The organism is Dysgonomonas gadei ATCC BAA-286, assembly GCF_000213555.1.
GTDB classification, from domain to species: domain Bacteria; phylum Bacteroidota; class Bacteroidia; order Bacteroidales; family Dysgonomonadaceae; genus Dysgonomonas; species Dysgonomonas gadei.
In genome coordinates, this window is the sequence record NZ_GL891986.1 from 10,493 (window position 1) to 35,510 (window position 25,018).

The following is a 25,018-nucleotide window of genomic DNA, read 5'->3' on the forward strand; positions in this document are numbered from 1 at the left end:
AGAGAGAGAGAGAGAGCTTTCCGGCTTAACCCTTAATACAGAAAAACTCACATTTCTTGTTTCCCATTTTAAGCAAGCGGTATTATCATGCGCGTACAACACCAGCATGTGTATGTATACGCATATTCTAACTTATTTCTCATATAAAAACAAACATTTTATATTTTATTTTACTTCTAAATTTTCTTTTTTAGTCGCAAAAAGGAGAACCAGCCAACCTGTAACCATCAATATATTTAAAATCCGATGCATGGTCAAAGATCAAGATAGATTTTCAAGAAAAATCTTCGATAAGTCTTTGTCTTTATTCTTATTGTCTTCAACCTATATTAAATCGCTTGGGAAAGTAATTTATATACCCCTTATCGCTTTATCAAGATCGTACATCGGATTTTTAACACACATTACATACTCAAAACAATATTATCACACAAATATCGATGAAACAACAATTTCAAATAATAGAAACGACAGATGAAAACAAATTTTACAACAAAACTAATATTACTATGCACCTCTGCTCTTCTATGTGTAAAATCACATGCTCAGGTTACAATTGGTTCAAATACATATCCTGAACCATATGAAATATTGAGAATAGATGGCAACGATGACAAAGGACTACGTCTATCACGACTAACCCAAACAGAACGGGACGACTTAACGAATACAACAATAAGCATTTCTTCTCAAAAGAAAGATGCAGCTAAAGGGCTTACCATATACAACATCACATATAACAGGATCGAGTTCTGGGATGGAAATGAATGGCGTATACTATCCGGTTCTTTCTCATTTTCCAATGGATTAAATCTTTTAGATACGGCCAATCCCCAAAAAGCCCGATTGGGCGGAACTCTTATCGAAGAAACCCTTATCAACCAACAAAGCCACACTCTGACATTCAAAACCGAAAAAGGAGCGTTATCTATAAACACAGATGCTTTTTTTGTAGATAGCCTAAGTGTAAAAGCTAACAACATCGACAGATTCTATATAGATACCGTATTAACGGTAGATAACAGAAATGAAATATCCATAAATACGGGGAAATCGGGACTATATGTAAACAACAGTGTATTGAATATAATAAACGATCAAACAAAAATAAACGGGCACTTACAATATAAAGACGGTAACGAAAACTTAGCCATAGCCGGAAAAGATATAATACTGAGGGCGAAAGATAATACAGGGAAAGCCAATTGGGAGCAGATGGAGCCATCCGTTTTAAATAAACCTTTTACTATAAACAGGGTATCCGGAAGCCCGAATGGCCCATCCGGCACAAAGTTTACAGTTGACACATGGACTGAGATTACCGACAACCAAATTTTACCTGCAGGAAAATGGCTTATATTCGGTCGTTTTGCAGCATATTCCAACAGGAGGACGGATGCTAGTAGTGGTGATAACGCAAATTATATGAGTTTTCTTCGTTTGGTCCGAGAAGATTCCGGTGGAGATGTAGTTTTGTACTCTTCTATGACCTTGCCGGAACGAAAGACTACTGGCGGCAATGAAAACTACGGGTCATACAGTGTACCTCAAATGGTTTATTTTCTGGATGCGGCAAATGCGGCTTCTTATCGTATAGATTTTAAAACAAAGAAACCTGACACATGGCACTCAACCCATTCAATGTTAGGCGATCAGTACTTTTATGCAATAAGATTAAATGATTAAAACAAACTATCATTATGAAACTACAGATATACACATCTTTTTTACTATCACTCTTTTTTGTAACAATAACATGCCAGGGACAAGTTACCGTTGGTTCAACAGCAAAGCCTGAAGATTTCTCATCTCTTCAACTTAACAGCAGCAATGGAGGTCTGCGCTTACCCCAATTATCGGTAGGGCAGAGAGACGCTCTTGTTATAGATGGAACTAGCGCCGGCCTGATAATATATAATGAGACAAGCAAAGCCATTGAATATTGGGATGGCCTAAAATGGTCGATGCTGGGAGATACGATACGAGTATATAATGGAATTCATAAAGATGGAGACATTGTGAAACTCGGCGGAAACCTAGAGAAAGCCACGATGGTAAATCTGAACAGGAAAAATCTGGAATTTGCTACCGGCGCGGGTAACCCCGGAGGATTCTCCGTAAATGATACGGTTTTTGTTGTAAATGGTAGGATTGTCGGGTCCAAACCATCTTCATATACAATAAACAAATCAGCTCTAAAGGTCAAGGAGACAGGCAGCAAAGTATCGATAGAAAATCAATTGAAAGTAAAAGTAAAAAATGATAGTATGCTTGTCCGAAACGACAGTGTAAATATACATGGCCAGCTATATTATGATAACAACAAAAGCGACATCAACGGAAAGGTACTTATTTCCAAAGCATCCGGTGTTGCTTTTTGGGGTAAGCTAAAACCGGATCTGATATTGGGTAAAACTTATCTTAAAGGCAAAATTAAAAAGGCGGGAACAGGTACAAGCACTGTCTGGGTCCAAAATACAAGTCAAAATATAAGTGGCCCATGCATTTCCGACACACTGACACTCACTCCGGGAAAATGGCTTATATTCTCTAAATTTGCAACAAAGACGAACTATGCATCTCAGAAGATGTTTACCTGGTCCCATATATTTATTCCGGGCCAAACAGTGCCGACAGCAACTATCGGCGCCGATGTAGAAGACGCAACGTCAACATCGTCACCTGAACTAACTTATCTGATCGATGTATCTGCTAATACAAAAATCTGTGTTGTAGCCAGTTCATCCAACAATCAGACATGGCTGGTAGAAGAAGATGGTACCGGAGCAGCCAAGGTAGAGTTCGGAGAACCTTATTTTTTTGCTATTATGATAGAAGATTATAATGAAGACGAATAACACCTTATTATATATAATAGAAAATAAAATCTTTTAAAGAAGATATACATATATAAAATGAATATATATGATCTTTGAAAAATAAGCCATAGTATTTTGATATAATTTACAAACACAAAACTATTTACATTATGAAACATAGATATATCCTTATTCCCATTTTTACAATATTAGCCATAGGTTCTACCAAAGGACAAATAGTTATAGGGACGGATAAAGAACCCGAGAAATTCTGTATTGTAGAAGTAGAAAGTAAAAAAGGAGGTATACGTCTACCGAGAATACCAGATACCAATAAAAATAATATGATAACAACACACTCATTAACGAGTAATCCTGAGTCTGCGGGGCTGGTTATCTATAATTCAACGAATAATATTATCGAATTCTGGGACGGTAACAAATGGGTAGCTTTGTCAAATAAGATATCAGGGGCAAACGGCTTAACAGATACCAATGGCAAAGAGCTATGGCTAGGAGGTAAGCTCGATGATAACACAACTGTACAACTGAATAACAACGAATTGAAGATACAGCATAATCCTGCTGCAAAATTTATTATCAATGATACAATGGTTGTAGTAAACAATAAGATTGTGGACATACGCGTCGCCCGGGAATTTATGGTTAACGATACGGTTATAAGTATAAAAGGAAAGTATGTAGATATGCGACCGGCCATCTTATCTATTAATAACAATACATTCAGTATGAATGAAAGCGGAAGAACCAGAATGACCGGAACGTTCCAGTATACAGATGGCACCCAGGATCAAGGACATCTGCTTACAGCCAATAATAAAGGTGATGCATACTGGGGAGCATTAAGGCCTTTAGGGACTGTAAAGTCAACTTCAATTAACAACAACAAAGGTTTTGCCAGTAGCACAGTACAGGTATCTGACGGTATGCTTGAATTGCCTGCCGGACAATGGCTGATATTTGCTAAATTCAATTCGAACATGAATGCCTCACTTACAGGAATGTATCATTGGATATTATTATCTTCAAAAACACCGAGTCAAAGCAGTTACACCACCATATCCAGAGCCGGAGCCAATCCAGAGAAGAAGACTGCCGGAACGGGTATAAAGTCATATGCCACTCCATTTATATTACATTATGTAAACATAAAGGAGAAAACTCAATATATTATACAGGCTGGCACCAGTAACGCAGGCAATTCGGCTACTGTATCCGAAACATGGATAGGTAATTCTTATTTTTATGCACTGCGAATTGATATTCCGACCGACTAATAAACAGAAGTTGAAATATAGATAAAAAAACATTTCAATTTTAGTTTTGCTTTTTCAAAACAATCTTCCATCTCAAATATAAGAGAGGTTGCCTTTCTTATGTTTGAGATTTTTATGAGTTCTTCCTCTATATCACATTCTCTCTTATTCCTGATAAGCTCTATAATACTCCTCACAAATAATTATCGCAAAAAAGTAAATCTTCTATAATATTGTGTATCTTTGCACTACTTTGTTCCATTAAGGATGAAAAGGGAATCAGGTGCAAATCCTGAACAGACCCGCTGCTGTAAGCTCTGGGAATGTTTGTATCAAAATACCACTGTTGCAAAATGGGAAGGTGATATAAGCAAGAGTAAGTCAGAAGACCTGCAAAGTAAATATTTTCGACAGCTTTCGAGGAATAAGGCTTAAGAAACATGCGTAAAAGAATTCAATTACCCTTCTTTTTCTTTGTTCTTATCGGATGCTGCAATTATACTAAAAGATATATTTTGCATAGATGAGAATTTTATTTTCTGCCTTTTTATTTTTTTGTTCTTTCGCTTGTACATCCTTACTGGCCCAAACAAATGATAGTATCAAGACACAAAAACTATCGGAGGTAGAAGTATCTGCACATATAAAGCCATCGGCTGCCCGTTCAACCACACCGCTGCAAGTGATAGACAACGCCGAAATGGAACGGATCGGCATACTATCCGTATCGGATGCTGTACGCAGATTCTCGGGCGTCAGCATAAAAGATTATGGAGGTATAGGTGGCATGAAAACGGTATCTATCAGAGGTATGGGGGCACAGCATACAGCAGTAAGTTATGATGGAATAACAATGAGTAATGTACAATCCGGACAAATAGACATAAGCCGTTTTTCTCTGGATAATGTCTCTATGATTTCTTTATCGATAGGACAATCCGATGATATTTTTCAATCCGCAAGGTCTTATGCTTCCGCCGGAGTACTCCAGATAACAACATTACAACCTACTTTCGACACTAAGCGGAATACATTAAACACAGGGGTCAAAACGGGATCATTCGGACTATTAAATCCAATGGTTTACTATGCCCATAAAATTAACGAACAATTTTCTATTTCCGTTAACAGCGGATGGGAACGGGCAGACGGCAGATATAAATTCACATATAAAAATGCAGAACAGACCGAGGAACGAAAAAGAAGAAATTCTGACGTAAGTATCTGGCGTACGGAGCTTAATTTATATGGCAATTTGGGTAAAGGTGGAAATTTAAATTTCAAGGTGAATTATCTGGATTCGGAAAGAGGCCTGCCAGGATCGGTAATTTTTTACAAAGACGATAATGATGAACGAGTATGGAATAAGGATCTTTTTGCCCAGGCCTATTACAAGAATACGCTTTCGCATAAGATGGAACTAAAGGCACAGGTCAGATTTAGCCGTACATATTACAAATATTTTGCTCTAAATAACAATATATCAGGCAGCAAACAAGAAGACCGCATTACCCAGTTTGAATATTATGCCTCTGCAGGGATTTTATATAAGCCAATAGAGGATATCTCCATAAGCCTTTTCGAAGATGTATTTCAAAACCGTCTTAACAGTAATTTTACTGATATAGACAGTCCCTCCCGAAATTCATCCCTAACCGCATTAGCCGCACAATATAATAATAAACATATCACTATTACCGGTAGCCTGTTGGCTACATATGTAAAAGAGAATGCCAAATCAGGAGACGTCCCTGATAATAAGAAGAAAATAACTCCATCTATCAGCCTCTCTTATTTACCTTTCTTAAAGACAAACATAAGATTACGTGCATCTTATAAAAAAATATTCAGAGTGCCTACATTCGACGATATGTATTATATCAGAATGGGAAATATCAACCTAAAACCAGAATATGCTACTCAATACAATGCCGGATTGACATGGGTTGGGAAAATATCAAACAAAGTTGATCTTATAAGTATATCTGCTGATGGATATAAAAACAAGGTAGACGATAAGATTGTACCCTTCCCGACTATGAATATTTTCAAAATGCGTAATTATGGAAAAGTAGACATGACCGGATTAGATATTAATACACGCCTGCATAGTGAGCTTTGCAGAAAGTTATCTATCGAATTAACCGGAAATTACAGCTACCAGAAAGTTATCGACATTACTGACCAAGAAAGTAAAAATTATAGAGACCAGATACCGTATACTCCGCGACACTATGGTTCAGGTGCTATAAGCCTGGAGAACCCATGGATAAATATAGCTTATACTTTAATCGTATCGGGCAAGAGATATGCATTGGATCAGAATATACCTGATAATGAGATAGAATCATATACAGATCATAGTATTTCTTTAAATAAGTCTTTTGATATAAATAAAAGTAGATTACGGGTGCAGCTCAATCTGATTAATTTATCTAATAAAAACTATCAGATCATTAAGTATTACCCTATGCCGGGACGTTCATTCACTTTATCAGCTAACTATCGTTTTTAAATTATATAGAACAGTAGCATACTGTTAAGTTGTAATAACATATTATTAAATACATTCTTTTACTTAATAAAATATTATCTATTATGAAAATGAATAAATTATTCAATGTTCTCTGTTTAATCTCGCTACTAACTTTTTCTTTTATATCATGTAGTGATGATGACAATGATTTTTTTAATTCTGTTGAAACTCTCCCTACGGATATAGCTTTTCTGGACGTAAATTTGAAAGGTGGCGAAATTAGTGGTGATTTAACATGGAAAAAGCCAATCAATACATCTGAACTTTCGTCCATTGTTATTTATGCCTCAAATGACGGCACTACAAAAGAAGCAAGAATAGATGAAGTATCGATTGATAAAGAGAAATATACTATAGAAGCAAGAAACTATACTAAATATCTCCTGCTCGTCCCTAAAAACAAAAAAGATGTAGAAGGATCTACCTTTGCCAAGGTAGAAATAAAGGACGAAACCGGTAATAACGTTGTCACTGATCTGACATTTGAGGATACAGATTATACAAAAGACAAAATAGCAGGAAAGTTATCATGGACCAAGGCTTCCGGACACATTAATCTTTCAAAACTGATAATCTATACCTCCGAAGATGGCACTATCAAAAAAGATAAACTGGCTGAAGTAAATCCGGATATTGAAGAATATACTATAGCAAGCCGTGATTTGAGCAAATACTTCATAGTCGTTGCTACTGATGCAGCAAATACAGAAGTTGAAGACTTTGCCAAAATTGAAGTAAAAGATGCTTATGAAGTTTCGGGAGTATATATTCTAAACAGCGGAAAGATGGGAAATAACAACTCAAACATCTCATTCTACAATTTCCTTACAACAGAATTTAAAACTAAAGTATTCGAAAGCGCAAACGGAACAAGTCTGGGAGATACAGGCCAGGATATGGTAGTATACGGATCTAAAATGTATATCGCCGTTTATGGCTCCGGAGTTATCTACGTAACAGATAAGCAAGGAAAGAAACTGGCGGCTATCGAATCTGTAAAAGGAGACAAAAAGCAGCAACCTCGCGGACTAACCTCATATGAAGGGAAAGTATATGCGACTCTCTATGATGGTTATCTTGCAAAAATAGACACCACTAAACTGGAAATTGAAAGCCAAGTAGCTGTAGGACGTAATCCCGAATATGTACGTGCGGCAAATAATAAACTATATGTCGCCAATTCAGGAGGCTTGGATTATAATACTCCTTTAGGGTACGACAAAACAGTTTCGGTTGTAGATGTTGCTACATTCAGAGAGACTGACCAAATTCCTGTAGTTATTAATCCTGATAAAATGGCGGTTGATAGCGAAGGAGATATATATGTAATTTCGAACGGAAATTATAGTAATGTACCTAATACTCTGCAAAGAATTGATGCAACCACGCATAAAGTAACCAGTGTTGGTAATGCAACATGGATGAGTATGAATAACGATAAGTTATATATCATTTATTCGCAATACGATGCCAATTGGAATCAGGTAGTGAGCTACCATGTTTTTGATGCCAAGACAGAGAAGATGCTGACAGATAAATTCATAACAGACGGAACACCAGTAAATAAGCCGTTTTCTATCAACACCGACCCTGTTAATAACTATATATATATCGGTACATCGGACTATACCAATAATGGAGACATGTACATCTTCACCACTGATGGTAAATTAGTTAAAAAATTAGATACCGGAGGTCTTAATCCGGCAGGTGCATATTTTGCAAGCTGGATAATCAGATAATATATGAAACTCTTAAATATCACACTACTCTTTTCTATTATCCTCATTCTGGCGGGCTGCAATAAACCCAAGCCTGCCGGACAGGATAATATTAAGCCGCAAACGGGATACACTGTCTATTATGCCAAAGGCTTTCAGGTAAAAAAGTATGATGAATATACTACCGTGTCGGTGCGTGATCCCTGGGATACCACGCGCATGCTGCAAACATATGTGCTGGTGGCAAAGAATAAAGATTTACCCGCAAATCTTCCTAAAGGCACAATTGTAAGAATACCTTTGGAAACTGTGGCAACATATTCCACCATCCATTGCTCTACGCTGAACGAACTGGATGCAGTGAACCTGATAAAAGGTGTATGTGAACCTCAGTATATAAAGCTATCCAATATACAGGACGGTGTAAAGAGGGGGGCAATAGTAGATTTGGGGATGGCCAGCAAACCCGATACCGAAAGATTGATCATGCTCAGCCCTGATGCTATCTTTGCCACTCCCATACAAGGCTGGACATACGGTAGCATAGAAAAAGCAGGAATTCCCATTTTGGAAACGACCGATTATACCGAATCGCATCCGCTTGGACGTGCCGAATGGATACGCTACTATTCTTTATTTATCGGGAAGGAGCAATTGGCTGATTCGCTGTTCGCCATTACCGAAAAGAATTATAATGCCGTTAAAGACGCTGTGGCCGGAACGGCAAACCGACCTTCCGTATTTACGGATATGCGTTATCAGAACAAATGGAACATGCCCGGAGGAAAAAGTTTTATGGCAAATATGTTATCCGATTCGGGGGCATCGTATTGCTGGTCTGATGATAACTCGACAACTTACATGCCTTTGGCATTCGAATCGGTGTTAGACAAGGCGGGTGAAGCAGATTTCTGGATAATCAAATATAACTGGCCTAAAGATATGACATATCAAAGCCTGGAAAAAGAATATAAACCTTATTCCCATTTCAAGGCATTCAAAGGAAAAAATATATACGGATGCAATACGGCATATTCAAGTTATTATGAAGATTTACCTATCCATCCGGATTATATATTAAAAGATATGGCGTATATATTCCATCCGGAACTCTTCGCCGGATATACGCCGAAATATTATAAGAAAATCGGAGAGTAAATGTATATAGGTTTGTAAAAAGACTGTGGTCAGAAATTCTGCCACAGTCTTTTTCTTTATGTATCAATAATAATGAACGATATCGATCACATATGAGCTTGACATAGCCCCCGGATTAATACCCGGTTCACCCTCGGGAATTGATAAGTTGTACTTCCCGAAATACTCCTTCCAGCCGTCCGTCACCTCTTCGGTATCAGCAGATTTGAAAGTCATCGTATTCAATGGGAATACAGGAATACCGTGATTTGCCCTGAGCAGAATTTCATAAATAAGCTCCGAACAATAATACTTATCATTACCCAGGATAAATCCATCATCATAATCTTTGCCTATAAGGGCTAACCCTTCACTTAATGCATCAGGAATACTGTGCCTGTATTCTTCTTTCAGCCGCCCCACGACCGATTTGGGATAACAGCCTTTTCCCTTAGGATACAGATAATCATTCAGAGGTGTCTTAGCTACCTTAGGACGGGTCGCCTCCAGCACATAAATACTATCATTATCATCGATATAGACAATACCTACATGCGTAAACTGATAATCTCCAATACTGGCAGTTACAGCTTTAATCGTACTGTCAGTCCCACTTGCGCAATCTTCCTGAAAAATCAGGTCTCCACTCTGGAGCTTGAAATCTTCGGCACACAGGGTCATGCCTGATAAAAAGAGAACCATTAATAATATTGCTTTCATATAATTATATAGAAGAAAGTTCTAACTATTCTTTGGCATTACTATCTGAAAGTATAACTGATACCTCCCATTAGCCAGAAACCTGCCTGAGGTATATTTCCCCTATCGAAGTAATGCGTATCATAGAGATTATTCAAATTCAGATTGAATACCACATCTTTGTATTCATAGTTCAATTTTAGGTCAAGAGTTGAAAATGCAGGATAATGCTCATCACCCACTTTTACCAAATTTTCATATTTTTCGTAAGTGCCCATCCGCTTTTGGAAGCGAAAATACCAGCCGGCCGAAAGCCCTTTATATATCTGATGATTGAATTTTGCCGTAAACTTATCCCGCAAATAGTTCAGCGAATAGATGGATATGAGGCCTTTCGTGTCTCCATCCTGATGCATACGGGTGTAATCCAAAGCAAGGGACGATTCTTCTCCCAATGCGGGAAGTATATCTCCGATACGGAATTTAGCTCCCATTTCCACACCTTTAGTATCTATCTTACTCAAATTCCAGGAAGTCCATTTTTCGTCTGTTGGCTTCTCCTTCACCCAGTCTATAACATCACGTCCCCACAAAAGAAATCCTGTGACATAAACGCTAAAGAAAGATTCATTATACTTCACGCCAAGCTCCAATGATTCAGATTTTTCAGGTCTCAGGTCGTTACTTACATCATGTGTCTCGGTTTCATAATATAGATCTGTAAATGTGGGCATACGTGTTGACTTACTCCACGACGACGATACATTTATCTTATCCGAAGGACGATAAGTAACGCTCACCGATGGATAGAACTTATATTGATTGTCTCGTAATGTATTATGATTCATCAGTGCCCCGGCAGATAACACAAACCGTTCTATACTATATGTGTGTTCCAGTGATACACTGGTATTAGTCCGGTCATCATATTTCGTATACTTGCGGTGTGGCTCAACCATAAGTGTCCCTAGCTTAGTACTCATAATATCTTCCCTGCGTATTTCACCCCCAAGGCTGGTATTCCCAAACTTCGACTTGTATGAGAAGATAAGGTTAGCCCCGTAAGTATCGCTGCGGTGATAATTCCGCCCGTAATCTGTATCTTTCACCAGATCGAATTGGTCGTGATGCCTGTTCCAATAAATTATAGGAACTATTTTTAACTTGGAACCGAACTCTCCTTTCAACGAGCCCATATATGTACTGGTGCGTTCGTACTGATTTGGAAACTTAGGAGAATAGAATGTATTGGCCCCATACTTTTTATCATTATAACCCAGCTGCAGATCCAGTTTAGATTCATTTTTCAGTCTGAAGCGTGTTTGCCACAATACATTGTATATATCATAATCACTATTCGTAATATAGCCGTCCGAAGAATTATAACCTACCGACAGGCTATTGGTTGCCATCCCCGTTTTTGCCGTACCACGCACTTCCATTCCCCGAAGTTTGTGCATACCCGATTCCACACCGGCATAAGCTTTATAATCTGCATTCTTTTTGGTAATGATGTTGATTCCTCCTGAGAAGGCACTTGAACCGTAAATGAGAGCCGATGGACCATGAATGATCTCAATACGTTCAATGTCGGAGAGGTTGATGGGAATATCGAAACTGTAGTGCCCTGTCTGGGCGTTTGAAAGGTTTACTCCATTGAGGAGTACTGCATTTTGGTCAAATGATCCGCCACGGATCGAAATATCGGCTTGTACACCGTGCCCGCCTCTTTGAATTACGTCTATGTTAGCGGCGTAAACTAACAGATCCTGAATACTTCGGACGGGTGACTGCTCAATTTGCTCTTTTGTGATTACTGTAACAAGTTTAGCAGTCTGGTTGACTGGAGTCTCTACCCGGGATGCCGTGACCATTACTTCATCGAGTTCCTTTTCCAATACTTTTTGCTGCTGCTCACCATCAGAGGTAGTTTGCGCGGTAATTGTAGATACAGTGAGGAATGAAATAGCACAGCCTCTCACCACTCCGATGTTTACAATCCGGTGCATACTATTAAATGCACTGTAGGCCTTCCGGACAAAGCGTTTGAAACGGTAGACCGGTCTTTCCTTAAAATGTTTTCGATTCATTTTTTTAGAATTTGTTAATAAAATAAATTGTCGCCGCAAAAGTACGGATTATAGATAAAGTTACCGAGCATAAATGCATAAAAAAAGCATGAATCTGAATAAGATTCATGCTTTCAATCATTTAATATATTGTTATTCCTGTCCTACTCTTACATCATACAATGTCTTCCGGTTCATCAGTACAACTTTGTAATCCATAATAGAATCTCCATTCCCAGCTTTATCTATCACTGCCACTTTCAGATCATAAATCTTTTGAGTTAAGACCAGCGTGTCCATTACCAGCTTATCTCCATCTTTACGGGTTCGGGTAATGGTATCGGGTATCTGAACCAACCTGTTACGATATACTGTTATATCTTTTTGATTAAATATCATTTGTCCCAGTCTGACTACCGGCATAATGGAGTCCTTTACACTTTCCCGTCCTCTCTTATCTTTATATTCAGGATTTATTTCCACTTTAAAGGTAGATAATAGGCTCCCCCCCTTATCCGTAAATCGGGCATATATATACATCCATTTAGTGGCTATTACCGTATCCATTCTATTTGGATTCTCATTGAGGCTATCATTTATCCTGACTACCAGATTACCGTACATCAGCGTATCATTCTTATTAATCCGTACATCTGATATTGCAGGTGGTTCTGTCTCATCATCTTCAACCTTTGCACATGATGAAAAATACAGACCGGTCAGCAGAATAAGCGAAACGATAAACAAGCAAAAATTTCTCATTATATATTAAGTGAATTTGTAACCACGAAAATACGATAAAGTTACGAGTTACAGGTCACCGTCAACCGTTTTTTTAGATTATTGACAATCCGGGATTATCAGCCATTGAAGGGAATACGTAAAAAGACTTGTATGTTCCTGCCCGGCTCGGGTATATTCAACCGGCGATAAAGGCTCATATGATTGAGATAACGGGTATTGAATATATTTTGTACCTGCAAATTGAAATTGACCGCAAACTTAGGAGTAAAACGATAATCGAATCCCGCGCCTGCATTGAATAAACTGGCACCCTCTGTTTTTGCTTCATCAAAACCTACCCGGCTTTGCTTCGCATACCATTGATGGGACGCCGATAATTGATAATATGTCAGCCCTTTCCTTTTACCTGTATCCTTTAAGTATTTTATCTCATTAGTCATGCTTAAAGGCGGAGTGAAAGGCAGGGGATTATGGTCATCCAGATTCTTATTCAGCACAAAACTGCCTGCTGACGATAATTCCAATTGCCTCAACAATAACCATGTGACCTTATACTCTGCTCCTGTGAATATTGCTTTTGCCTGTGAATATTGAAAAGGCTTATCATCATAAAGCGATACAGGCGTTTCCTCCACAGGCTGTAAAAAGATAAAATTGGAGTAATAATTTACAAAGGGACTAAATTCAACGGAGAAGTCCGCCTTATTATCATAGCTTAAACCTAAATCCAAAGTATAACCATTCTCTGCTTTCAGATCAGGATTGCCTATCTCGTAACGGAATGCGGCGTGGTGCACACCATTTGCTGCAAGCTCATTCGCCGCAGGAAACCTGAAAGTTTTGGAAATATTTGCCTTATATGTAAAACCTTCTGATGAACGTGGTGTATATACCAGCCCTGCACTTGCCGACCAGCTACCAAAGTTACGGTCTACATCGTAAGCCCGTTGGGCATATTGTTTCACTATATCTTCGCCGTATCCCTGTTCTTCAAGGTAGGTAGCTAAGGTATTATCATAAAATCCTGTGACGTCCATGTTTCCGTAATCGTATCTGGCTCCGGCCGAGAGCAGCCATTCATTTGTAAAACGGAATGTATTTATGAAAGATAATCCGCCTGATATCTGATTGTAACGCGGCAGGAAATACTCAAAGCCCCCTACCCTGTTTTGTTGATATTCTACGCTCGCGCCGACTGTTTTTGTCCAATTCTCCTTTTCATCCAGGAAAAGACGGGCATTGGACGAACATGTTCTCAATTTGAAATCTACTGCAATATCATCATCTGCCTCCGGTTCGGCCTGCCCTTCATAATGCTCGTGAAAATGTTCGTACTCACGCCGATGATTATATTGATAGCCTGTATTTACAGACAAGCGGAATGCCGATGTTTTCCACTCTGTGTTATTCGTTACCGCAAAATGATTTGCAGTAGCATATGGCAATGCTATATTCCGGTGCGAATTATCTATATCGTGATCATGGTCGTGGTCGTGGTCGTCATGGTCACCGTCTTCGTGATCATGATCAGAATGATCTTCCTCCAATTCAAAAAGTCCGGTCTTTTGGTAGTTGTTACTTACATTCATATAAGTGGTCACATTCTTTTTCCTGAAACCGACCGTTCCCGAAAGAGAATATTCCTTTCCTGCAGAATTGGGTAAACGCTTGTCCGGAAAAGCAATTTCCTGCGATTCATAGTCCGCTTTTTCGGCGGGCAGCCTGTAGTCTGCATAATCTTTATAATTGTAAGCACCTTGCAAAAACCAGTTGCCTTTCTGCCACCTGACAGTAAGCCCTGCACCATACAAATCATTGTTTGAAGCACCATACAATTGAGCTTCACCTTTGAAGAAATCAGTATTCTCAAATCCATAAGGCTGGATTTCGATTGCTGTTGTAGTACCCGAGCCTAACAATAATGAGCTTGGCCCCTTATAAATAGTTGCATTATACATATCCAACTGACTCACATCTATGCCATGGTCGGCACCCCATTGCTGATTCTGTAGTCCGATACCTCTGTTTATTACAGTTACCCTATTGCCACTCAGCCCTCTTATCACAGGTTTTGACAAACCTCCGCCTATATTCATCGTAGTCACACCCGGTAAAATACTTAGCATCTTATTGAACGACGTAGATGGTTTATCGTAATCTGTACGCCTGGCTATGACTCGACTTCTTACCCCGGCAAATACCTCTATTTCGCTCAATTCTACGACCAAAGGTCTTAAGCGAATATTGAGAAGTGTATCATTATGCAATGCTACATATACCGTATCTGTTTTATATCCTATATAGTTTACAAGGAGGGTATATTCATCACCTCTTAAATGACAGAAATTGAAAATACCGAGACTATCGGTCAGCTCGCCTACAGGCGTATTTATTATCGAAACGGCAGCTCCTTCTATAGGGTTTCCTGTATTTCGGTTTGTCACCTTTCCTGATATTGCACAGGTTGATTGAGCTGAAAGCTGAAGATAAACGATAGAGAAGAATAGTATAAATAAAATCTTTTTCATGAGAGTCATTCGACTTTTTTATTACTGTGTAAATATTTTTTTTGATTCCCTTATAATTTAATTGCCGGCTAAAGCCTTACCTTTTACAATCGGGACATGTGCCTTCAAGCAAGACCCCTACAGAATCTACAGAAAATCCTTTTGGCATAGTAACAGGTGCCTGAACCTCTGCCTCGAGACATGTTACCGCATCACATTTTATACAATGAAAGTGAGCATGCTCTCCTTTGGGCAAAGCCTCATTATTAAGAGCATATTTAACCGTAGAATCGTGTAAGACAATACGATGGATAATACTTTTCTCCTCCAGTGTCTTCAATGAACGGTAAAATGTAACCCTATCGAATAAATCCGGTAAAGCTTTTTTAATTTCATTCTCCGACAAAGCAGAATCATTATTAAGTAACTCACTGATTATAAATTTACGGCAACCTGTATTCTTCAGATTGTGAAGTTTTAATATTTGTTCGGCATCCATATATGCAATATTTTTACAAATGAAACAACGTTGCAAATATAACACTATTTCATTTAAAAACATTCGAAAGAATAGAAAAAATTCAAAAAATCTCAATCCGAACCACTAACTACTTCACATAGATAGATAAAAATATTTCACGGAAATAAACAATTTCTTATAAAAAATCCGCCTTCGGGTTTTGATACTGCAAAAAAACATTATCTTTGCAGCCGCATTTCGCAAGCGGAAAATGACGTTGCTGATAATATCAATAATACTACAGCTTGTGAAAACCAATTCATCCCAAAAACAGAATCGTTGACAGAACTGTTTTTGTATTATCCACCTTATAATTTATCTTATGGATGAAGGAGAATATCGAACAACTAACAGAACAAACCAAGCTTCTGATTGAAGCAGGTGATGTAGCCATGCTGCGCATCTATCTTGACGATCTGAACATCTCGGATGTAGAAGATCTGATTGATGAACTACCTGAGTATGCTCCATTGATTATTACGACTTTAAGTATCAACAGAGCAGTAAATGTATTCAGAATATTAGATGTCCCCACCCAGGAACGTATTATCATAAAACTTCCGGGACAGAAAATATCAGAAATTATTAACGGCCTCCCGCCGGATGACCGCACGGCATTCTTTGGAGAACTAAAAGATCAGGAATTACAGCACCGCCTGATATCTCTACTCCCTCCCGAAGATAGAAAAGAAGTATTTACGCTCCTTTCATATCCGGAGGACAGTATAGGGCGTATGATGACACCTGACTTTCTTGCGATATCCAAAGATTATACGGTAGAAGAGGCATTGCAGTATATTCGTAAGAATGGAAAAAACTCTGAAACAATTGATGTAATCTATATCCTCGATGATAAGGGTGTATTGATTGATGACTTACGGATAAAAGAACTACTTATCAGCGATCCCAAAACACCGATTACCGACCTTATGGATGGGCGGCTTATTTCGCTGAATGCCCCCGACCCAGTGGAAGAAGGTATTAAGATATTTAAGATGAACAACCGCGTAGCCCTTCCGGTAATAGATTCGGGTGGTATTTTACTAGGTATTGTCACCATCGATGATATCCTCTGGGTTGCTGATGAAGAATATTCAGAAGACATGCAGCGAATGGGGGGTATATCGGCTCTGGACGAACCTTATCTGGATTTACCCGTCCACAAACTGGTATGGAAGCGCGCCGGCTGGTTGGTTATATTATTCATAGGGGAGTTACTCACAGCCTCGGTAATGCAATATTATGAAGAGCAATTGGCACAAATGATTGTACTGGCATTGTTCCTTCCATTGATGATTTCGAGCGGCGGTAATAGCGGCTCTCAGGCTTCTACCCTCGTTATACAGGCTATGGCTACCGGAGAAGTAAAAGTCCGGGACTGGTGGAGAGTGTTCCGTCGCGAAGTAGTATCGGGCCTCAGCTTGGGTATTATACTGGGCGTTATAGGCTTTTGCCGTATCTATATCTGGCATCTTATATTCCCAAATCTTTACGGAGAGCACTGGATTATGGTAGGTTCTACTGTATCTCTCGCTCTGATAGGCATTGTACTTTGGGGCTCGCTGATAGGCTCTATGCTGCCATTTATCCTCCGGCGTCTTGGCGCCGATCCGGCAACATCATCCGCTCCATTTGTGGCCACAATAGTGGATGTAACGGGGCTGATGATATATCTGACCATCGCCAGCTGGATATTTGGCCCATTAATGAATGGTTAGACTAAGCGTGTCATAGTTTAAAAACATACCTATACCATTAAGAGTCTGCTTAAATTTTATAACTCGCAGCATGAAAATAGCTGCGAGTTATAAATTTATATGGTTTAGTTATATCTTCAGGCAGGGTTATTACCTCCGTTCATTTTCTCGGCTAATGCCTCTGCGCAACGTTCCCCATCCATAGCTGCGGAGACAATGCCCCCTGCATAACCAGCCCCTTCACCACAAGGATAAAGGCCCTCTATTCCCACATGCTGCATTGTCTCTCTATCACGCAGAATACGGACAGGCGAAGAAGTCCGGCTCTCTACTCCTAAAAGTATAGCTTCATTTGTCAGATAACCTTTGTAACTATTCCCCACTTTCCTAAATGCTTCTTGCAAACGCACAGAGACAAATTTTGGCATCCATTCGTGCATCGGTGATGATACTACTCCGGGAGCATAAGATGTATCGGGCAGAGATTCGCTTTTCTTGCCATTCACAAAATCATATAGTCTTTGTGCTGGAGCTACCTGCGTTTTTCCACCATGCAACCATGCCAGTTCTTCCAAATCTTCTACAAATTTCAATAAGGACAACTCATCGTATTTTGCATATTCCGGAAAATCTTCGGGATGAATTTCAACCACAACACCTGAATTAGACCAGCGGGAGCCGCGGTTAGATGGCGACATACCATTTACAACCACTTGTTTAGGACCACTAGCCGATGGAACTACAGTCCCCCCAGGACACATACAGAAAGAATATACACCACGGCCTCCGGCCTGAACAACAAAACTATATTCGGCCGCAGGTAAAAACTCTCCTCTTCCCTCCTGACAATGATATTGTATCTGATCTATCAGATGTGACGAATGTTCGACACGGAATCCAACGGCCAAACCCTTAGCCTCTATTTTTATTTTTTGGTCATACAACATATAATATACATCGCGTGCCGAATGACCTGTGGCAAGAATAACTTGCCCAAAAAATGCTTTTCCATTATTCGTTTCTACTCCTTTTACCGTATTATTATCAATTATGAGTTTATCCATACGGGTTTCGAAGTGCACTTCGCCTCCAGATAATATAATCTGTACACGCATTTTTTCTATAATACCCGGTAATCTATCTGTTCCTATATGCGGATGTGCATCAACAAGTATAGACGGCTCTGCACCATGCTGACAAAAAACATTTAAAATCTTTTCTACACTACCCCTTTTTTTACTACGGGTATATAATTTTCCATCAGAGTATGCTCCTGCTCCGCCTTCTCCAAAACAGTAGTTAGACTCGGGATTTACGACATGCTCTCTATTCATTAATGCCGTATCTCGTTTCCGGTCCCGGACATTCTTTCCTCTCTCGATTACAACAGGACGCACCCCCAATTCGATCAACCTCAGTGCAGCAAACAAACCGGCAGGCCCTGCCCCAACAACGATAGCCTGCGGACAGTCCTTTACATTCGGATAATATGTACTTACAAAAGCCGGATCATTTTGCACTTCATCCACATATCCCCTAACCCTGAGATTTACAAAAATACTCCGCTGCCGGGCATCTATCGAACGGCGGAGAATACGTACCGAGTTTATATCTTTAAGAGGAATACCGGATTGAGAAGAAAAAATGCGTCTTACTTTTTCAATATCTGACGCCTGTTCTGGCGTAATGCGTAAGTCTATATCTTTTTGCATGAATCATTTATTAATTTGAGAGTACAAAGGTATATTTTTTAATGATGAGTTATAAACTCTAATTTATTAATTATATCAAGTAATTATAAAAGAATCGGCAGCAAACATTTCTGCCTGCTGCCGCTCTATATTTTAGTAAGTCTTCCTGAAATATTATTCTACAGGAATATCTTTATTTACATTCTTACTTCCGATAGCTGAATAATACAACATATAAGCCAATCCGGCGAATACAACCCAGTAACTGGTCATGTATCCTGCACCGTCAGCAATTGCATTTTGAAGAAGTGGCAAGAAACCTCCACCACAAACCAGCATCATAAAGATACCTGATGCCTTGGCAACATATTTGCCCAATCCTTCTACTGCCAGGTTGAAGATACCACCCCACATCACAGATGTACAAAGTCCGCACAATACTAAGAACATAGCATTGATAGGCACCTGAGTCATACCAAATGAAAGAGCTCCTGTGGCAGGGTCTGTCATAAATACAGGCATGGAAATATTTTGAGTTGTAGGTAAAATGATTGCTGATAGCACCAATACTAAGCCCACTGCCGAAGCAATAGTAAGCATCACTTTACTGGACACTTTCCCTCCGATAACGCCACCTAAGAAACGACCAATCAACATCAGGAACCAGTAAGTACCAGTCACAAATCCGGCTGTAGTTCCATCAAGACCACCACCCTGAGTAGCATCAGCTAAGAATAAATTCAATGTTCCCGGAATACCAACTTCGATACCTACATAAACAAAAATCGCTATAGCACCTAATTTGAAGTGACGAAACGATAATGCACTATATTGATCCTTAACTCCTTTGTTCTCTTCTTTTGCCATGTGAGGCTCAGGTATCTGAACCATAGACAATACGATGAATGCAAGAGCAAAAATAGCCATTGCCACATACATCACAGGATACACATCTGTGATATTAGCTTTTGCTACTTCACCGACTAAAGCACCTACCAATATAGGTACCAATGTAGCACTTAACGAATTGAATGTCCCACCGATCTGTATCAACTGGTTACCTTTCTTTCCACCGCCACCGAGCGTATTCAACATCGGGTTTACAACAGTATTCAGCATACACATTGAAAATCCGGCAACGAATGCACCTAACAGATACACAACGAAACTTCCGGCACCACCTGAAAGATATTGGATTCCGACTCCTACAAAGCCAACAGCGACAGCAATCAGGGCAGTTTTCTTATATCCGATTTTTGATAACAAAATACCGGCAGGAATACCCATAAAGGCATATGCTATAAAGTTTGCGAAGTTACCCAACATACCCATGGCATTAGAAACTCCGAATTGATTTTTCAATACAACCCCCATCGGTGCTGCAAGATTCGTTACAAATGAGATCATCGCAAACAGGAAGATCATCATAATAATAGGTAACAAATAATTCTTTTTCTCAGTACTACTCATAATATCACTTTAGTTATTAATTTAAATTATTCTTTATTAAATCGCTTTTAGTGTTCAGACCTCACTTCAGGAGTTGTCAGGGAGTAATTAAATCATAAAAAATCAATTACCCCCTGATTAACTCCAAGATACAATTTCGGAATGTATCTCAATTCATGGTTATAAAGGCTAAGTGAAGATTGTTTTCGCAAAAACGTTGTAAAAATACTTATACATTTTGAGCTTCTGTTGTCAAAAAACGTGTTGTACAACATAGAAATTTATATTTAGATATCACTTCTTTTTATTAGCAAACATTTTCTTTTTTTATTAAGGTAAATTTGACTATTTTTATTACTTCAAATGGATAAAAAATAATCATTTGGATATTAATGAATTAATACATTTTTACTATCAAATAATCATAGATAAAAAATATTAAAAATAATAAATCATAGAATTCATTAAAGTTTGTATTAAATTGGTAGTACTTTATTTATAAAGAAACCAGCCGGAATATGTTTAACAATATTTAATACGACACTTTCTCTATCAGGAATTCAGTTTGACAATATGAGTACGATCAACTAAAATATATTATACAAAATAAAGTAAACCAATGGAATCTATTCGCAATTTGTACAAGATCGGTCACGGCCCTTCGAGTAGTCACACAATGGCTCCTCAAAAAGCAGCTCAGAAATTTAGAGACGAAAACCAATATGCCGACTCATTCAGGGTCACATTATACGGAAGCCTTGCTGCAACTGGTAAAGGACATATGACAGATATTGCGATAATAAATACACTACTACCTTTTTCGACCGAAATAGTATGGAAGCCCGAAATAGTTCTGCCTTACCATACAAACGGAATGAAATTCGAAGCTATCGTTAAAAAGCAGCCGGTAAAGGAATGGATAGTATATAGTATAGGCGGCGGAGACTTATCAGACGGCACATCCGAAACCAAGAAAGAGATTTTGTACGACAAAAGCACCATGAAAACAATATTGGAATGGTGTCAGCAAACCGGCAAAACATTCTGGGAATATGTCGAAGATACTGAAGGTAAAAACATTTACGACTACTTGCTGACTGTATGGAAAACGATGGAAGCTGCTATACACCGAGGAATGGATGCCGAAGGCCTTCTTCCCGGAGGTTTAGGACTGCAACGCAAATCGTCCATGTACAGCATAAAAGCGAAAGGCTATCAGGGCTCTATGAGAAGCCGCGCCTTAATATACTCCTATGCACTTGCCGTATCGGAAGAGAATGCCGGTGGCAATATCATTGTGACAGCGCCTACATGCGGTTCCTGCGGTGTACTCCCTTCTGTTTTATACCATCTGAAAATGAATCACGACTTCAGTGATCAAAAGATAATCAGAGCACTGGCTACAGCCGGATTGATAGGTAACATCGTAAAAACAAACGCCTCTGTGTCAGGAGCCGAAGTCGGTTGCCAGGGAGAGGTGGGCGTCGCTTGCGCTATGGCCGCCGGAGCAGCTTGCCAACTATTCGGAGGCTCTCCGCAACAAGTCGAGTATGCTGCTGAGATGGGACTGGAACATCACCTGGGACTTACCTGCGACCCTATATGCGGACTAGTTCAGGTACCTTGTATCGAACGTAATGCCTTTGCTGCTGCACGGGCTTTGGACTCTTGTTCATTTGCCATGCTATCGGACGGAAAGCATCTTATCAGTTTCGATAAGGTTGTTCGCACGATGCAGCAGACCGGGCATGATTTACCTAGTCTTTACAAGGAAACGTCCACAGGCGGTCTTGCTGTAAATCTGGAGTAACTAAATAGCAGAACCAGTAGTTGTGTATATCTTCAATAAAACTGATTAATAGCATTTTACAGAAGATAAAAACCGTAATCTCCTTTATATCTTATTGTAGACCGGGCACAATATAAATATCTGTATAGCTTATATTTATATAACATTTCATATACTTTAGTTTCAATATACAGGCTTATTTCCTACTTTTGTACATATGTAAATTAATTACCTTATATAACCAATGACACCAATCAAATTATTAAACAAAGCAGCGGACAATATCCGCATCCTATCGGCCTCTATGGTCGAGAAAGCTAAATCGGGCCATCCCGGAGGCGCCATGGGCGGCGCCGATTTTATCAATGTGCTTTTTTCTGAGTTTCTGGTCTATGACCCGAAGAATCCGCAGTGGGAAGGCCGTGACCGCTTCTTTTTAGACCCCGGGCATATGTCCCCGATGCTGTACTCCACCCTTGCCCTGGCCGGTAAGTTCAGCATGGAAGACCTCCAGGGCTTCCGCCAGTGGGGCAGCGTAACACCGGGCCATCCCGAAAGAGATATCCTGCGTGGCATCGAGAATACCTCCGGCCCGCTCGGACAAGGCCATACCTTTGCCGTGGGAGCAGCCATCGCCGCCAAGTTCCTCAAACAACGCTTCGGTGAATGTATGGACCAGACCATCTACGCCTTTATCTCCGACGGAGGCGTACAGGAAGAGATCTCACAGGGAGCAGGCCGTACAGCGGGCCACCTCGGACTCGACAACCTGATCATGTTCTACGACTCCAACGGCATCCAGCTCTCTACCAAGACCCGCGAAGTGACCGAAGAAGATGTAGCCGCCAAATATACGGCATGGGGCTGGCGTGTGATCACCATCACAGGCAACGACGCCACCGAGATCCGTGCCGCCCTGACAGAAGCCAAACTCGAGAAAGAACGCCCTACCCTGATCATCGGTAAGACCATCATGGGAAAAGGAGCCGTAAAAGCAGACGGCAGCAGCTTCGAAGACGAAACAGAAACGCACGGACAACCGTTAAGTGCAGCCGGAGCCTCTTATGAGAAGACCATCGGGAACTTAGGCGGTGACCCTGCTAATCCGTTCGTTATCTTCCCTGAAGTCAAAGAACTTTACGAAAAACGTGCTGCCGAACTGGCAGAGATCGTAGCTAAGAAATACGCAGCCAAAGAAGCCTGGGCAAAACAAAACCCTGAACTGGCACAAAAGATGCAGCAGTGGTTCGACGGTTATGTACCGGCTATCGACTGGGCAGCCATCGAACAGAAGCCGAATCAGGCCACCCGTGCCGCCTCGGCTACCGTACTGGGAGTATTGGCCAAACAGGTAGAGAATATGATCGTATCCTCGGCCGACCTGTCCAACTCGGACAAGACTGACGGCTTCCTCAAGCATACCCACAGCATGAAGAAAGGCGACTTCTCCGGAGCCTTCCTGCAGGCAGGCGTATCGGAGCTTACCATGGCCTGCCTGTGTATCGGTATGACCCTGCATGGAGGAGTCACAGCAGCCTGTGCCACCTTCTTCGTATTCTCCGACTATATGAAACCTGCCATCCGCCTTGCGGCGCTGATGGAACTGCCCGTTAAGTTTATCTGGACACACGACGCCTTCCGGGTAGGTGAAGACGGCCCTACCCACGAGCCTGTGGAACAGGAAGCCCAGATACGCCTGATGGAGAAACTACAGAACCACCACAGACATAACTCGATGCTGGTGCTTCGTCCTGCCGACGTGCAGGAAGCTACCGTAGCCTGGAAGATGGCCATGGAGAACAAGACCACCCCGACAGGCCTTATCTTCTCACGGCAGAATATCAACGACCTGCCTGCCAGGACAAGCCGCTACACGGAAGCCTTACAGGCCGAAAAGGGGGCTTACATTGTAGAAGAAGACGAGAACTATGACATTATCCTGTTGGCTTCGGGCTCGGAAGTATCGACTCTTGTAGAGGGAGCTAAGCTGCTGAAAGCAGAAGGAATAAAAACAAGGATCGTTAGTGTACCATCCGAAGGATTGTTCCGTGCGCAAAGCGAAGCCTACCAGCAAAGTGTACTGCCAAGAGATAAAAGGAAGTTCGGCCTTACCGCAGGCCTTCCTGTTACCCTTCAGGGTCTTGTAGGCGATACAGGTAAGATCTGGGGTATGAACTCCTTCGGATTCTCTGCCCCTTACAAGGTGTTGGATGAGAAGCTGGGCTTTACTCCTGAGAATGTATATAACCAGGTGAAGGAATACCTGAAATAACAGTAGACAGTTAGCAGTTAACAGTTAACAATAAACAAAGAATAAACAGTTGCAGGTTGTGGAAGGAAAGCAGCCTGCAACTTATCATTCA

The 25,018-nt window shown here is 40.3% G+C and carries 17 protein-coding genes and 1 riboswitch; of the genes, 10 read left to right on the forward strand and 7 right to left on the reverse strand.

Going from position 1 to position 25,018, the window contains the following annotated elements; all coding sequences use genetic code 11:
- The 7 genes from HMPREF9455_RS21660 to HMPREF9455_RS13965 all read left to right on the forward strand — a co-directional run.
- Positions 1 to 478 (forward strand): hypothetical protein (locus tag HMPREF9455_RS21660; protein WP_006800356.1); only part of this gene is annotated, 478 nt, incomplete at its 5' end.
- Positions 475 to 1,686, forward strand: coding sequence for a hypothetical protein (locus HMPREF9455_RS13935; protein ID WP_006800357.1), 1,212 nt, complete (start codon positions 475 to 477; stop codon positions 1,684 to 1,686). The genes HMPREF9455_RS21660 and HMPREF9455_RS13935, both read left to right, overlap by 4 nt.
- Before the next feature lie 14 nt (positions 1,687 to 1,700).
- Complete coding sequence (locus HMPREF9455_RS13940; protein WP_006800358.1) at positions 1,701 to 2,858, forward strand: hypothetical protein; 1,158 nt, start codon at positions 1,701 to 1,703, stop codon at positions 2,856 to 2,858.
- Positions 2,859 to 2,989: 131 nt separating this feature from the next.
- Positions 2,990 to 4,117 carry a hypothetical protein gene (locus HMPREF9455_RS13945; RefSeq protein ID WP_006800359.1) on the forward strand — a complete coding sequence of 376 codons (1,128 nt, stop codon included), beginning with the start codon at positions 2,990 to 2,992 and terminating at the stop codon, positions 4,115 to 4,117.
- A 215-nt stretch (positions 4,118 to 4,332) separates the two neighbouring features.
- A riboswitch (cobalamin riboswitch) is annotated at positions 4,333 to 4,508 on the forward strand.
- Positions 4,509 to 4,619: 111 nt separating this feature from the next.
- Entirely contained in the window at positions 4,620 to 6,611 is a 1,992-nt protein-coding gene (locus tag HMPREF9455_RS13955) for a TonB-dependent receptor plug domain-containing protein (protein ID WP_006800360.1), read from the forward strand.
- A gap of 83 nt (positions 6,612 to 6,694) precedes the next feature.
- On the forward strand, positions 6,695 to 8,374 hold the full coding sequence (locus HMPREF9455_RS20765) for a YncE family protein (protein ID WP_006800361.1): 1,680 nt from the start codon (positions 6,695 to 6,697) through the stop codon (positions 8,372 to 8,374).
- A gap of 3 nt (positions 8,375 to 8,377) precedes the next feature.
- On the forward strand, positions 8,378 to 9,511 hold the full coding sequence (locus HMPREF9455_RS13965) for an ABC transporter substrate-binding protein (RefSeq protein WP_006800362.1): 1,134 nt from the start codon (positions 8,378 to 8,380) through the stop codon (positions 9,509 to 9,511).
- A gap of 63 nt (positions 9,512 to 9,574) precedes the next feature.
- Here the strand turns inward: HMPREF9455_RS13965 and HMPREF9455_RS13970 are convergent, their stop codons facing one another.
- The 5 genes from HMPREF9455_RS13970 to HMPREF9455_RS13990 form a co-directional block, all read right to left on the reverse strand.
- The gene (locus HMPREF9455_RS13970; RefSeq protein WP_006800363.1) at positions 9,575 to 10,210 is read right to left on the reverse strand and encodes a YiiX/YebB-like N1pC/P60 family cysteine hydrolase; all 636 of its coding nucleotides are present in this window, start codon (positions 10,208 to 10,210) and stop codon (positions 9,575 to 9,577) included.
- 41 nt (positions 10,211 to 10,251) lie between these two features.
- Positions 10,252 to 12,279: a TonB-dependent receptor plug domain-containing protein gene (locus HMPREF9455_RS13975; protein ID WP_006800364.1), complete on the reverse strand. Its 2,028-nt coding sequence runs from the start codon at positions 12,277 to 12,279 to the stop codon at positions 10,252 to 10,254.
- A gap of 132 nt (positions 12,280 to 12,411) precedes the next feature.
- Complete coding sequence (locus HMPREF9455_RS13980) at positions 12,412 to 13,020, reverse strand: hypothetical protein (RefSeq protein ID WP_006800365.1); 609 nt, start codon at positions 13,018 to 13,020, stop codon at positions 12,412 to 12,414.
- 98 nt (positions 13,021 to 13,118) lie between these two features.
- Positions 13,119 to 15,530 (reverse strand): TonB-dependent receptor, encoded by a 2,412-nt coding sequence (locus HMPREF9455_RS13985; protein ID WP_044216360.1) that lies wholly within the window; start codon positions 15,528 to 15,530, stop codon positions 13,119 to 13,121.
- 76 nt (positions 15,531 to 15,606) lie between these two features.
- Positions 15,607 to 16,008, reverse strand: a complete 402-nt coding sequence (locus HMPREF9455_RS13990; protein WP_006800367.1) for a Fur family transcriptional regulator — start codon at positions 16,006 to 16,008, stop codon at positions 15,607 to 15,609.
- A 347-nt stretch (positions 16,009 to 16,355) separates the two neighbouring features.
- On the opposite strand from HMPREF9455_RS13990, the gene mgtE reads away from it, so the two are divergent.
- A complete protein-coding gene (mgtE, locus tag HMPREF9455_RS13995; RefSeq protein ID WP_006800368.1) occupies positions 16,356 to 17,747 on the forward strand; it encodes a magnesium transporter in 1,392 nt (463 codons plus the stop codon).
- A gap of 116 nt (positions 17,748 to 17,863) precedes the next feature.
- On the opposite strand, the gene HMPREF9455_RS14000 is transcribed toward mgtE, so the two are convergent.
- Positions 17,864 to 19,438: an NAD(P)/FAD-dependent oxidoreductase gene (locus HMPREF9455_RS14000; RefSeq protein ID WP_006800369.1), complete on the reverse strand. Its 1,575-nt coding sequence runs from the start codon at positions 19,436 to 19,438 to the stop codon at positions 17,864 to 17,866.
- A gap of 153 nt (positions 19,439 to 19,591) precedes the next feature.
- Positions 19,592 to 20,887, reverse strand: coding sequence for an MFS transporter (locus HMPREF9455_RS14005; protein WP_006800370.1), 1,296 nt, complete (start codon positions 20,885 to 20,887; stop codon positions 19,592 to 19,594).
- 598 nt (positions 20,888 to 21,485) lie between these two features.
- On the opposite strand from HMPREF9455_RS14005, the gene HMPREF9455_RS14010 reads away from it, so the two are divergent.
- Positions 21,486 to 22,676, forward strand: a complete 1,191-nt coding sequence (locus HMPREF9455_RS14010; protein WP_006800371.1) for an L-serine ammonia-lyase — start codon at positions 21,486 to 21,488, stop codon at positions 22,674 to 22,676.
- Between the two features lie 223 nt (positions 22,677 to 22,899).
- The gene (locus tag HMPREF9455_RS14015) at positions 22,900 to 24,927 is read left to right on the forward strand and encodes a transketolase family protein (protein WP_006800372.1); all 2,028 of its coding nucleotides are present in this window, start codon (positions 22,900 to 22,902) and stop codon (positions 24,925 to 24,927) included.
- The last annotated feature ends 91 nt before the right edge of the window (positions 24,928 to 25,018 follow it).